This window comes from Pseudomonas sp. NFPP24 (assembly GCF_900112095.1).
GTDB lineage: Bacteria > Pseudomonadota > Gammaproteobacteria > Pseudomonadales > Pseudomonadaceae > Aquipseudomonas > Aquipseudomonas extremorientalis.
Window position 1 is genome coordinate 68667 of the sequence record NZ_FOKD01000015.1, and the last position, 13772, is coordinate 82438.

The window sequence follows — 13772 nt, forward strand, 5'->3', positions numbered from 1 at the left end:
GCTGACTGACTCACTCTCTTTCAAGGATGACAAATGTCTCTCACGCTTTTGGATCGTTACCGCGGCAGCCTGCTGGGCTTGGCCTGTGGCGACGCAGTGGGTACCACTGTTGAATTCATGCCTCGCGGCACATTCACACCGGTCACCGACATGGTTGGAGGAGGACCGTTCAACCTGAAAGCGGGCCAATGGACGGACGACACCTCGATGGCGTTGTGCCTTGCGGAAAGCTTGTTGCGTAAAGGTGGTTTTGATGCAGCTGATCAGATGGGGCGATACCTGAACTGGTGGAAGTGGGGCTACCTGAGCTCTACCGGTGACTGCTTTGATATAGGCATGACCGTGCGCACGGCGCTCACGGCGTTTGAGTCGCAAGGTGATCCCTTTGCAGGTTCAACAGAGCCTTTTTCCGCAGGCAACGGTTCGATGATGCGCCTCGCGCCGCTGGTGCTGTTTTACTTTCCAAACCTGAAAAGCGTTGATGACTTTTCCCGAGAAAGCTCCCGTACGACTCACGGAGCCCAAGAGGCAATCGAGTGTTGCGTGGTGTTGGCGAGAGCCATCGGTATCGCGTTGAGTGGAGCAACAAAGGTGCACCTGTTGAATATCTCTTGCGCGGGTCTTTCTGCGCCCAAAGTCGTCGCGATTGCCCAGGGGGAGTATTGCAACAAGACCCGTGCGCAGATAACGGGTTCCGGTTACGCCGTGGCGTCATTGGAGGCGGCGCTGTGGTGCGTAAAACATACTGACAGCTTCGCCGACGCTGTGTTGGCTGCCGCGAACCTGGGTGACGACGCTGACACTACTGCCGCCATCGTTGGTCAGTTGGCGGGTGCATATTACGGCGTGCAAGGCATCCCGACGGGTTGGCTGGACAAGCTTTGTATGCGTGATGAAATTGAGGAAATGGCTGACGCACTCTACAGCACGGCTGCTCAAACCCCATGATTAAGCCCCCCGCTTGTGTGACCAGCGGACTAGCTGTGGCGAGCGGGCTTGCCCCGCGTTGGGCTGCGCAGCAGCCCTAAAAACGAACACCGCGTGCTGTCTGACAGGCCGCGGTGTTTTCTATTGGGGCCGCTGCGCAGCCCAACGCGGGGCAAGCCCGCTCGCCACAACAGGCAACTCACCGCAAAAAACGCGTTGGTCAGAATCGGTCCAGACGATAAGGCGTGAATAACGGAGTTTGACCCTTGCTCGCCAACTCCCCAATCATCTCCGCCGTCACCGCCGCCTGCGTCAACCCCAGATGCTGGTGCCCGAACGCAAGCAGCACCTTCCCGTCACACACCCGGTCAATCACCGGCAACGAGTCCGGCAGCGACGGCCGAAACCCCATCCACGGTGTCGCACCCTCTGCGCTGAGGTCATCGTGAAACAACCCCTTGCTCAACCGATGCAACTGCCAGGCACGCTGCATATTCGCCGGGCGGTCAAGGCCGGCGAATTCCACTGTACCGGCCAGGCGCAGGCCGTCGGTCATGGGGGTCATGATGAATTTTCGTTCCAGGGAAGTGACGGCAAACGGCAGGCGATGCGGCTCGTGGGGCAGCATCAGGTGATAGCCGCGTTCCGTGTCCAGCGGGACTTTTTTGCCGGTCAGGGCAGCGGTCAATCTGGCTGAGTGGGCGCCGCAGGCAATCAGCACCTGGCGTGCGCTCAGGGGGCCCTGAGCGGTGGTGAGGGAGACGCCGTGTTGGTCAAGCCGCCCATCCAGTACCTGGCGCTTGAGGAACTGCACGCCACTGGCCTTGGCGGCCTCGACCAGTTCGCACACCACCTGGAACGGGTCGAGGAAGTGCCCGGTGCCCGGAAAAAACAACCCGCCCTGGATGTGCTCGCTCAACTGCGGCGCAGCCTGGCGTATGGCATCGGCGGTCCAGAACGTCACGGGCACCTGCTGCGCTTGCATGCGCTGCTGCAAGGCCCGGAGCGCGTCGCGTGAGTCCGCTCGTTCGTACACCAACAATGACCCGTCTTCACGCAGCAGGTGCGCACGTCCGATGCTGGTCAGCAGGCGCTGCCAGGCGCCCAGGCTGCCTTCGTTAAGCGCACGAATACCCGCGACGGTACGCTGATAGCGCGCCGGACGCAGGTTCAACAGCAGCCGCGCAAACCAGGGCAGGGCGCGCGGCAGGTATTTCCAATCCAGGCGCAGCGGGCCCATGGGGTCCAGCAGCATGCCGGGCAAGCGCTTGAGGATCGACACGTCGGCAATCGGGAACACCTGTTCGGTCGCCAGGTGCCCGGCGTTGCCATAGGACGCGCCCATGCCGGGTTCCTGTTGATCGACCACCACCACGTGCCGGCCCTGACGCGCCAGTTGCAGGGCGCAGGCGACGCCGATAATGCCGGCGCCGACTACGACGATATCGGGATCGGACATGGCCTATGCCTCTCTCTGGCCGTCAAGCAAACGCCGCAGCCGCAACGGATTGCCCTGTTGGAGCGCATCCGGCAACAACGCGTCGGGGAAGTCCTGATAGCACACGGGGCGCAAGAACCGCTGGATGGCCGCCGTGCCCACCGAAGTGCTGCGCGAATCCGAGGTGGCGGGGAAGGCGCCGCCGTGGACCATGGCGTCACACACCTCAACGCCAGTCGGCCAGCCATTGACCAGCAGGCGGCCAGCCTTGCGCTCCAGCACTGGCAGCAGGGCCCTGGCGCTTGGCACATCGTCGTCATCCATGTGCAGCGTGGCGGTGAGTTGGCCTTCGAGATGTTCGGATACCCGGCGCACTTCTTCGTTATTCGCGCACACCACAACCAATGAAGCCGCACCGAAGACTTCGGCTTGCAGGTGTTCGTTGCTCAAGAACGCAGTTGCCTGGGTCACGAACAGGTGGGCCTGGCCCTGGTTGGGACCTTCAGTCGCCGAACCCTGTGCGACGACCTCGGCGTGTCCCGTCAGTGTGTCTATGCCTGACGTGTAGGCACTGGCGATGCCGGGTGTCAGCATTGTTTGCGCCGCACAGTTCGGCAGTAACCCACTGGCGGCACTGATGAAGCGATCCAGGGCAGGCCCTTGTACTGCAATCACTAACCCTGGGTTGGTACAGAACTGCCCCGCGCCCTGGGTCAACGACGCCACAAAACCCTGGGCCAATGCTTCAGCCCTGGCTGCCAACGCTGCCGGAAACAGGTACACCGGGTTGATCGAACTCATCTCCGCGTAGACCGGAATAGGCTCCGGCCGTGCCTGCGCTGCCTGGATCAACGCAAGGCCACCGCTGCGCGAGCCGGTAAACCCGACGGCCTTGATGCGCGGATCGGTCACCAACGCAATGCCCACCTCACGGCCCGAACCGTACAACAGTGAAAACACACCTTCCGGCAGACCGCACGCCTTGACCGCCTGCGCCACCGCACGCCCCACCAGTTCACTGGTGCCCGGGTGCGCGCCGTGGGCTTTGACGACGACCGGGCAACCGGCAGCCAGCGCAGAGGCGGTGTCCCCACCGGCCACGGAAAACGCCAGTGGAAAGTTGCTGGCGCCAAACACCGCGACCGGGCCCACCGCTATATGGCGTTGGCGCAGGTCTGGGCGAGGCAGGGGTTGGCGTTGCGGTTGTGCGTGATCGACCCGCACATCCAGCCATTCCCCGGCACGCACGGTGCGGGCGAAGGTGCGCAGTTGGCCGCAGGTGCGCCCTCGTTCGCCCTGGATGCGGGGGCGAGGCAGGCCGGTTTCGGCGACGGCGCGGTCGATCAACTCATCGCCCAGGGCCTCGATGTGCGCGGCGATGGTCTCAAGGAATGTGGCGCGCACTTCCAAAGAGGTTTCGCGATAGACATCGAATGCCGCCCACGCCAAGGCGCAGGCCTGCGCGACATGCTCACCGTTGCCGCCGAGGTAGGCCGGTTCCAAGGCGGAATCGGTGGCGGGGTTGATCGCCTGGATTGCTTCGCGATTGCCGGCAGTGGCGTGCTGACCGATCAGCATCTTGCCCGTCAGAGTCATGGGGATTTCCTGGATAAAAGAAGGTTGGCCGCTGCGAGCGTCGCAGCGGCGCGCGAAGGGTCAGGCGACGTTCTGTTCCGCCGACCAGTTGGCGTACCACTGGCGGAACAGGGCGTACTGGTGCTCTGCGTAACGACGCTGGGCATCGCTGAGGGCGTCGGTTTCGTTGAAGTGCAGGGCGTAGCCTTGGTCACCGTTCAGCACCATCAAGTGCTTGTAATACAGCACCAGGTCGCAGCCCTCGTCGAAGGACGACAGCACCGCCAGCGCGGCCTCCAGCTCACGCGCCTGGCGACGGGCCTTGGCATCGCCCTTGGCAGCTTTTTTACTCAGGGCCACCAGTTGCAGCACTTCCCGAGGCAGCGCGTTGCCGATGCCGGTGATGGCGCCGGTGGCATTGCAGTTGACGAAACCGTGCACCACCTGGGTGTCGACACCCACCATGAGGGTCACGTTGTCGTCCTGGGAGGTGATGTGTTCGGCGGCGTAGCGCAGGTCGGCACCGCCGCCGAATTCCTTGAAACCGATCAGATTCGGGTGCTCGCGGCGCAGTTCGAAGAACAGCTCGGCGCGGGTCGCGAAGCCGTAGTAGGGGCTGTTGTAGATCACCGCCGGCAGGTTGGGCGCGGCCTTGAGGATCGCCGAGAAGTGCGCCTTTTGTGCAGTGGCGGAGGCACCCCGGGACAGCACACGCGGAATCACCATCAAGCCATGGGCACCGACCTTGGCGGCGTGGGCCGCATGGGCCACGGCTTCACGGCTGTTCACCGCGCCGGTGCCGACGATGGTCGGCACACCGGCCGCCACCAGCCGTGCCACGCCTTCCTGGCGTTCGGCTTCGGTGAGCAACGGCCAGTCACCCATGGAGCCGCAGTACACCACGGCGCTCATGCCGATATCGATCAGCTCGCGGCCCTTGGCGACCAGGGCGTCGAAGTCCGGCTTGCGTTCCGCGGTGCACGGGGTCATCAGGGCAGGGATGCAGCCGGTGAAGATGTTGTCGCTCATTTTTATCACTCCAGTTTCCAGTCGGGGGAGGGCTCAGATGCCCCAGGCAAAAGGGTCTTGCGGGTCGATCAGCAAGGTGCTGTCGGCGGTCATGTGGGCACGGCCGGTGATGAAGGGGCGCACGCGTTCGCCGTCCCATTCGTAGCGACCTTCGAATTGGCTGCCGGTAATGCTGGCTTGCACCCAGGTTTCGCCGGGCGCGAGTTTTTCATCGGCGGCCAGGCAGGCCAGCTTGGCGCTGGTGCCGGTGCCGCAGGGCGAGCGGTCGTAGGCTTTGCCGGGGCACATCACGAAATTGCGGCTGTCGGCGTGGTCGTCGTCGGCGAACAGTTCGACGTGGTCGATCAGTGCACCGTCGGCGCCGTGGATGCCCTGGTCTTCAAGGGCCTTGAGCATTGCCCAGGTGTAGTCGGTGAGGGCGTCGACGTTGTCCATCTGCAGGCGCTGGCCATGCTCCGACACCAGGAAAAACCAGTTGCCGCCCCAGGCGATATCGCCATGGACTATGCCGTGACCGGGCACGAGCACTGCGATCTGCTCGCGATAGCGGTAGGCAGGAACATTGCGCAAGGTCACCGCGCCGTCTTCATGCAGGGTAGCCGCGACCGGCCCGACGGGGGTATCGATCGTGTGCACGCCTGGCGCGATGCGACCCAAGTGATGCAGGGACGCGACCAGGCCAATGGTGCCGTGGCCACACATGCCCAGGTAGCCAGCGTTGTTGAAGAAGATCACTCCGCAGATGGCGCCCGGCGTGACCGGCGCGCAGTACAGCGCACCGACCAGCACATCATTGCCACGTGGCTCCAGGATGCAGGCGCGGCGCCATTGGTCGTGCTCGGTGCGCAGGTGGTGCAGCTGATCGGCAATCGTGACGCCCTCCAGCGCCGGAAAACCGCTCATGACCAGCCGCGTCGGTTCGCCGCCGGTGTGGGAGTCGATCACATGCAGTCGCTTCATAAAACGCTCCTGAATCAGTAGGTCGCGGGCATCAGCGGGGCGCGAGGCTCGTCAACCGCTTCGCTTTCATCGGCTTCGTGTTCCAGCCGAACCAAGTGAGCTGGCACGCCAGTGGCGGCGCCCCAGTAGTAAATGCCGAGTGCGCAAGCCGCGACCACAATGGTGTCGAGCGGATGGCCGATCGCACCGATGCCACCAAAACTGCCGAGTTTGGACAGCAGGATGGTCACTGCGTAGAAGCCGATCAGCCAGGCAGACGAGCGCACCTGTTGCTTGAGGTTGAGGTGCGCGGTCGGTACCCAGCGCGCGCACAGCAGGTACACCACGAACATCAGGATTTGCAGGCCGAGCAGCCAGGACACCGTGCCCCAGCCGGACCAGTACACGATCAGCGCAGCGATGATGAACGACAGCGGACCGAGCACGGCCATGCCCTTGACCCGGAACGGCCGCGTCATCTGCGGTGCGTTACGGCGCAGTGCGGCGACGGTCACCGGGGCCACTGCGTAGCTGAGGATCAACGCGGCGGACACCACATTGATCAACGCTTCCCAGGACGGGAATGGCAGGGTCCAGAACACCGACAAGCCAAACGTCAGCCACAGCGCCGGACGCGGAATGCCGGACTTCTCATCGATGCGCGTGAAAATCTTGAAGAACGTGCCGGTCTGCGCCCAGCCATACACCACCCGCGGCGTGGCGTTCATGTAGATGTTGCCGCAGCCGCTGGGGGAGATCACCGCATCCGCCACCACCAGGTAGGCCAGCCAGCCCACGCCCAGTGCCAGGGCGATATCCCGGTAAGGCAGTGCCAGTTCCTTACTGATCCCGGCCCAGCCGTTGGCAAGCATCTGCGTGGGTACGCCACCGAGGAATGCGGTTTGCAGCAGCACGTAGATGGCAGTCGACAGCAACACCGAAAGAATCAACGCAATCGGAATCGTGCGCTGCGGGTTCTTCACTTCACTGGCCACCGAGATGATCGGAGTGAGCCCCAGGTAGGCAAAAATCACCCCGCCGGCCGACACCGCCATCTCAATCCCGGACAGGCCGAACGGCGCGAAGCCCTGCACCTGAAAGTTCGCCGGTTTGAAGAAGGTGAACAGCACACCGATCACCAGCAACGGCACGATGAACTTGAACACGCTGACCAGGTTATTGGCGATGGCGAAGGTTTTCACACTGCGGTAATTGAGCGCGAAAAAAACACAGAGCAGGGCGAACTGCACCAGCCAACCGAGGGTGGTCGGGTCGCTGGAACCGACCTTGGTCAGCTCGGGAAACCAGGCCGCCGCGTATTGGCGAGAGGCGACCACTTCGATGGCGACCAGGCTGGAAAACGCGATCAGCGTGATAAAGCCCATCAGGTAGCCCAGCAACGGGCCATGGGAGTAGACCGGATAGCGCACCACGCCACCGGCGCGGGGGAGTGCGGCGCCCAACTCGCAATACACAATGCCCAGCAGCAACACCGCGAACCCGCCAATGAGCCAGGAGATGATCCCCGCCGGGCCGGCAATGGCCGACACATGACTGGCTGCGAACAACCAACCCGAACCGAAGATGGCCCCCAGCCCGATAAAAGTGAGGTCCATCAATGAAAGTTGTTTCTTGAACTTGCCTTGACCTGACATAGCGTCGCCTTTTTGTGAGTTATTGGATAGGCATGCAGTGGCCATACAGTGAACTCACAGCCGGCGGCGCGATTGATGTTTTTTGCCGACATCGATGACGAAATCGGCACAGTTTTCGTGGCTCGACAGGGCGCCGGGCATCGGGCAATCTGCGTGCGTCGAGGCACTCAACGGGGATCGAAAGTCATGTTGCAGACTGCGTTTGCGGCCCTGTGCCAAGGGAATGAGGCGCATCGGCCCCACAGCATCGAGCAGCTCCTGGCCGGCGTGGTGCAGCTCCTGCCGATGCTGGATGTGATCCCCAACGCGGCGATTTTCATCAAGGACACCCAGGCCCGCTATGTCCTCGCCAACCGCACCCTGGTGCACCGCTGCGGCCTCAAGCAGCTGCAACCGCTGCTGGGCAAGACCAGCGCACAAGTGTTCCCCGCACAACTGGGGCCGGGTTACACCGAGCAGGACCGACGCGTGCTGGAACAGGGCTTTGTGCTGGAAGACCAGCTCGAACTGCACCTGTATGGCACCCGTGAACCCGGCTGGTGCCTGACCCACAAGTGGCCGCTGTACAACCACATGGGCGCGATCATCGGCCTGGCCGGCATCTCGGTCGACCTGCAAACCGCCAGCGAAAGTCACCCCGCCTACCAACGCCTGGCCGCCGTGGACGCGCATATCCGCACGCACTTCAACCGCCGCGTCACCCTCGGTGAGTTGACGCGCATCGCCGGGATTTCCGTGGCGCAGCTGGAGCGTTACTGCAAGCGCGTGTTCCACCTCACCCCCCGGCAAATGATCCAGAAAGTACGGCTGGAACACGCCCATCGGTTATTGCACAGCGACCTGCCGATCACTGAGGTCGCGCTGCAGTGCGGGTACACCGACCACAGCGCGTTCACTCGGCAGTTCAAGGCCTCGACGGGGTTTACGCCGAGGCAGTATCGGCAGGCGACGGCGCCCGCGGGCGAGCAATCCATCTAACGGCTCGCTATTTGGGATAGGTGCTTTGCGTTCAAGAAACAGGGCGGGACTGCTGGGTGGCAATAAGCTATTATGGCGCGCATTCGCACGGCACCGTTGATTGGAAAACAGGACGATTCAGTGACTCAAGGATTAGTTTGCAGGTTCAAACGCAGTTTCAATGCCTTTCTTAAATCCTGGAAAGCCGATAAGGCAATTCCCGAAAGTGAAGGCGCTTTTGAACCACTGACGCCTGCATTGCTTGAGGGCGGCCAGGCAGATCGCTATGAGAGTGTGTTTCTGCACGCGCTGCGAAATGACCAAGTTCGTAATATTGCGCTTACCGGCGGGTACGGTGCAGGCAAGAGTAGTGTCATCAGAACCTTTTTTGATCGCCACCCAGAGTACAAGCATGTTCTGGTTTCACTAGCGACCTTCACGAAGGAAAGTCCGGTAGGGGACAAAGCAGAAGCCGATCTGATGTTGCGCATTGAAGAAACAATCGTCCAGCAACTGTTGTATGCCGTTCCTGCGGGAAAACTGCCGAAAACGCGATTGAAACGCATCGTACAAGCCTCCAATTCCAGTATCACGCTGCACACGGTGTTCTTCGCATTGCTGATCGTCAGCGTTCTGCGGATATACCTTCCCTCTGTCAACATGCTCCCGAAAATCGACCCGGCTTGGCTTGTTCCAGCACTCATGCGCTTACCCGACTGGATCGCTCTGATTTTTGCGGGTGCGTCGAGCCTGTACATTCTTCATTCTGTGTTGAAGTACCTTTCGCTCTTCAGCATTGATGGGCTGACGCTCAAAGGCGGAAAGCTGGAAGCGACTCATCATGGGTCCGTACTGCACAAGTACGTCGACGAAATCATCTACTGTTTTGAACGCAGCGATATCGACGTGGTGGTGATTGAGGATCTCGATCGGTTCGGTATCCAGGATGTGTTTTTCCGGTTGCGGGAAATCAATTTCACGATCAGGCAGTCCCCGCAAATCAGACGTCCCGTGTATTTCATCTATGCAATCCGCGATGAGTTGTTCTCAGTGGGTGAGAAGACCAAGTTCTTCGACCTGGTCATTCCTGTGATTCCCGTCGTCAGCTCGGAAAACTCCGGAGAAAAGATGATGGACTTGTTGAAAGCAGAGCGCTTTAAATCCGTGATAGGGCGCCTTGATCGCGGGTTGATCGAGACGGTGTGCGACTACATTGATGAGATGAGGTTAATCAAGAACATTGTCAATGAGTTTGACATCTTCTCCAGCCTGCTCGGCGGTCGTGGCGTGATTCTTGACGCAAACAAGCTGTTTGCGATGGTGGTCGTGCGCAACTTGTACCCGGAAGCGTTTGCCGAACTGATCAAGCGCAGCGGGGATATCTACTCGATATTCACCGCGTTTCCTGCGTGGCGAGCTGAGCAAGTACGTAGTATCGAAGTCGATATCGATTACCTCCAGGACCGCAACGCGGACATGGCACCAGAGCTTCTAGAGCGGGAAATCGAACCGCTCAGAACTAAGCATGTACTGACCAAGCGAATGACGTTCAAAGTTGCCGCAAGTCAAGCGTACGGCGATGTCGTAGCCCAGAAGCTGACTGGACTTGAAGCCGTGATTGATTTGATGCGTGATGGTTTTTTCGATACCGATTACCACGATTACCTGAGCTTCTTTTATGAAGGCGCGCTGACGCAAGATGACAAGAATCTGATCCTGGCCTTACGCCGAGGCGAGTCTCCGCAGGTAATGACTGTCGTCAACGATCCTGCGAGGGTGCTTGGCAAACTTGAGCATGATTCCCTGGAAGAAGGGCGCGGTCTGATCTCAGGATTGGTCGAGTACCTCTGCAGTCAACGCAGCGCTTCGGATGAAGGGCCCCACGCGGGAAAACTCGCTACGATCCTTAACGCGGCGCCTCAATGCATGGACCGTTTTGCCGAGATGGTCGATTCACTTTTGCCGAGCTCACATGCAACCGCCCTGATTCAGTCTATCTACGAGATAGATCCCACGCTTTTAGAACGACTGGTGATATCTGTGCAGAGCGGGCCAAGGCAGGCCTTGCTCTGCGCGATCTTCAGCAGCTTGACTCCTGAGCAGGTCGCTGTGCTGGAAGAAGGCGACAGGGGCGTTCTGCACAGTGTTCAAGGATTGCCGGAAGTTGCCGATTTGGTTCCGCTTCTTGCACAGGGCGAAGGTGCCTGGAAGTGGTTGCATGAACAACCTGTGCTGTTTCATAACCTCAGCGATACAACCCGCGCAGATGACCTCAAGCAGTTAGTGAGTCTGGGGTTTGTCGAACCTCGACTGAATATGCTTCGCCTGATTTGTTCAACGTTTGAAACAGCGTCAGGCAATGACGAACTGATCACCTACCGCCGACTATTGGCCCTGGAATTGGGCGGTATAGACAAGCTGTTGGATCACGCCCCGCATATACTCATCAAGGAGTTGCTCAGCCAGAGCGTTGTGTTGGATGAATCCGCTGAGTCGCTGACAAAATTGCTTACCGCAGGGGCAGACAAGCCTGATCAGGTTGCTTCATTGCTTGAATACACGAAGTGTCAATTGATAGCACTTGAAAGCACGCCCGAAGCTATCTGGTCGCTTTTATTAGATGCTGAAAGGATCAGTGACAAATCTCAGGCAGTCTGGACGTATTTTCGAGCTATCCCTCCATCCAGCAACTTTCGCCGAAGTATTTTCGCACCGCTCAATGATAAGTTCAGTAAAAAGCCCGAAAAGGGGATTTTGACCACTTTCCTTGAGCGTCATGCAGAAGTCCTGGCCGACACGCTATGGACTCTTCATCCCGAGCACCATCACGAACTACAACGATACTTGCTTCAGGACAAAGTACTACGCAATGACACGCTCAAGCTGTTGCTGTCTACCACTACCCTGAAATCGATTGATATCTTGAACAACGTCCCCGACGTGCGCTGGGGAATGCTTGTTGCTTCCACCTTCCTGCCTTACACGGAGGAAATTAGTAGCATTGTCAAAATGAACGCCAGCCCGCCTGAAGCTGAACGTTTTGAGCGACGTAACCTTGAATTCGATGCAACGAATAGCGCCCATACGCCTCATATGACTACGACCGGTGTTATCGATACCTGATACCTCCGCGTCGGGCTCATTCACGACAACAGGTAACAGGCTTATGACCGCGGCTGAAAACAACCATGTGAACTGGCTGGTGGACCAATCGATGCTGCACGCGGCCCGCCAGCGCGCCAAGCTCTATTCGGGCCAGGGCCGGTTGTGGCAGCAGCCTTACGCGCAGACCCGGCCCCGGGACGCTTCGGCGCTGTCGTCGGTATGGTTTACCGCGTACCCGGCATCAATCGTGACCCGCGAAGGCGGCACGGTGCTGGAGGCGCTGGGGGATGAGGCGCTGTGGCATGCTTTGTCGAAAATCGGCATCCAGGGCATCCATAACGGCCCGCTGAAAAAATCCGGCGGCCTGAACGGCATGCAGCACACGCCGACCATCGACGGCAATTTCGACCGCATCAGTTTCGAGATCGACCCGCAGCTGGGCACCGAGGCGCAGTTGCAGGCGTTGACGCGCATGGCGGCGGCGCACAATGCGGTGGTCATCGACGATGTGATCCCGTCCCATACCGGCAAGGGTGCGGACTTCCGCCTGGCCGAGATGGCCTACGAGGACTATCCCGGCCTGTACCACATGGTGGAAATCCGCGAAGAAGACTGGTCGTTGCTGCCCGACGTTGCCGAAGGGCGCGATGCGCAGAACCTCAGCCCGGCGCAGGTCGACGCCTTGCGCGACAAACACTACATCGTCGGCCAGTTGCAGCGGGTGATCTTCTTCGAGCCCGGCGTCAAGGAAACCGACTGGAGCGCCACGGACGTGGTGCTGGGCGTGGATGGCAAGCCGCGTCGCTGGGTGTACCTGCATTACTTCAAGGAAGGCCAGCCATCGCTGAACTGGCTGGACCCGACCTTTGCCGCGCAGCAGATGATCATCGGCGACGCTTTGCATGCCATCGATGTGATGGGCGCGAAGATCCTGCGCCTGGACGCCAACGGTTTCCTCGGCGTGGAGCGCAAGCTGGACGGTACGGCCTGGTCCGAAAGCCATCCGCTGTCGATCACCGGCAACCAGTTGCTGGGCGGGGCGATTCGCAAGGCGGGCGGTTTCAGTTTCCAGGAGTTGAACCTCACCGTGGATGACATTGCGTCCATGTCCCACGGCGGTGCCGACCTGTCCTATGACTTCATCACCCGTCCCGCTTACCAGCACGCGTTGCTGATGGGCGATGCCGAGTTTCTGCGCCTGATGCTGCGCGAAATGCACCGCCAGGGCATCGACCCCGGCTCACTGATCCACGCGTTGCAGAACCACGATGAGCTGACCCTGGAACTGGTGCACTTCTGGACTTTGCATGCCCATGACACGTTCCTGTACCAGGGCCAGACCTTTCCCGGGAATATCCTGCGCGAGCATATCCGTGAGCAGATGTATGAGCGATTGACGGGCGAGCAGGCACCGTACAACCTCAAGTTCGTCACCAACGGTGTGTCCTGCACCACCGCCAGCATCATCACGGCGGCATTGGGCATCCGAGACCTGGACGCCATCACCCAAGCGGATATCCAGCAGATTCGCCAGATCCATTTGCTGCTGGTGATGTACAACGCCATGCAGCCGGGGGTGTTTGCCTTGTCGGGCTGGGACCTGGTGGGTGCGCTGCCGCTGGCGGCCGAAGAGGTCGAACACTTGATGCAGGACGGCGATACGCGCTGGATTCATCGCGGTGCTTATGACCTGGTGGATTTGAACCCGGACGCCGAATTGTCCGCAGGCCAGATGCCGCGCTCGAAAAGCCTGTATGGCAGCCTCAATAGCCAATTGCAGGACCCCGAGTCGTTTGCCTCGCAGCTGCAAAAAATCCTCGCGGTGCGCCGTGCCTACGACATCGCCGCCAGCCGCCAGATCCAGGTGCCGGAAGTGGAAAACCCAGGGCTGCTGGTGATGGTCCACGAGTTGCCCGCCGGCAAAGGCATCCAAATCACCGCGTTGAACTTCGGTGCCACGCCCATCACCGAAATCCTGCATTTACCGGATATTGGCGCGGGCATGGTGGTGGACATCATCAATGAGCGGGTCGAGGGTGACTTGACGGCGCAGGGCGAGTTTACGATTACGCTGGATGCCTATGAGGGCCTGGCGCTGCGGGTGGTGAGCAACTCGCCCGTGTAATGGCGGGAGCGAGCTGATTCAG

The 13772-nt window shown here is 60.3% G+C and carries 9 protein-coding genes; 4 read left to right on the forward strand and 5 right to left on the reverse strand.

Annotated elements, in window-relative coordinates:
• The first annotated feature begins 33 nt into the window (after positions 1-33).
• Positions 34-948, forward strand: coding sequence for an ADP-ribosylglycohydrolase family protein (locus BM026_RS25805; protein WP_093513302.1), 915 nt, complete (start codon positions 34-36; stop codon positions 946-948).
• A gap of 199 nt (positions 949-1147) precedes the next feature.
• Here the strand turns inward: BM026_RS25805 and BM026_RS25810 are convergent, their stop codons facing one another.
• The 5 genes from BM026_RS25810 to BM026_RS25830 are packed head-to-tail and all read right to left on the reverse strand — an operon-like array spanning position 1148 to position 7563.
• Positions 1148-2386 carry an NAD(P)/FAD-dependent oxidoreductase gene (locus tag BM026_RS25810; protein WP_093530533.1) on the reverse strand — a complete coding sequence of 413 codons (1239 nt, stop codon included), beginning with the start codon at positions 2384-2386 and terminating at the stop codon, positions 1148-1150.
• A 3-nt stretch (positions 2387-2389) separates the two neighbouring features.
• On the reverse strand, positions 2390-3961 hold the full coding sequence (locus tag BM026_RS25815) for an aldehyde dehydrogenase (NADP(+)) (RefSeq protein WP_093530535.1): 1572 nt from the start codon (positions 3959-3961) through the stop codon (positions 2390-2392).
• A 60-nt stretch (positions 3962-4021) separates the two neighbouring features.
• The gene (locus tag BM026_RS25820) at positions 4022-4969 is read right to left on the reverse strand and encodes a dihydrodipicolinate synthase family protein (protein WP_093121057.1); all 948 of its coding nucleotides are present in this window, start codon (positions 4967-4969) and stop codon (positions 4022-4024) included.
• 33 nt (positions 4970-5002) lie between these two features.
• Positions 5003-5929, reverse strand: coding sequence for a 4-hydroxyproline epimerase (locus BM026_RS25825; RefSeq protein ID WP_093513299.1), 927 nt, complete (start codon positions 5927-5929; stop codon positions 5003-5005).
• Between the two features lie 14 nt (positions 5930-5943).
• Positions 5944-7563 (reverse strand): APC family permease, encoded by a 1620-nt coding sequence (locus BM026_RS25830; protein WP_093530537.1) that lies wholly within the window; start codon positions 7561-7563, stop codon positions 5944-5946.
• A gap of 186 nt (positions 7564-7749) precedes the next feature.
• Between BM026_RS25830 and BM026_RS25835 the strand changes: the two genes are divergently transcribed.
• The 3 genes from BM026_RS25835 (at position 7750) to treS (ending at position 13750) form a co-directional block, all read left to right on the forward strand.
• Positions 7750-8541 (forward strand): AraC family transcriptional regulator, encoded by a 792-nt coding sequence (locus tag BM026_RS25835; RefSeq protein WP_093513298.1) that lies wholly within the window; start codon positions 7750-7752, stop codon positions 8539-8541.
• A 72-nt stretch (positions 8542-8613) separates the two neighbouring features.
• Positions 8614-11643, forward strand: coding sequence for a YobI family P-loop NTPase (locus BM026_RS25845; protein WP_093513297.1), 3030 nt, complete (start codon positions 8614-8616; stop codon positions 11641-11643).
• A 43-nt stretch (positions 11644-11686) separates the two neighbouring features.
• Positions 11687-13750 carry a maltose alpha-D-glucosyltransferase gene (gene treS / locus BM026_RS25850; protein WP_093513296.1) on the forward strand — a complete coding sequence of 688 codons (2064 nt, stop codon included), beginning with the start codon at positions 11687-11689 and terminating at the stop codon, positions 13748-13750.
• The last annotated feature ends 22 nt before the right edge of the window (positions 13751-13772 follow it).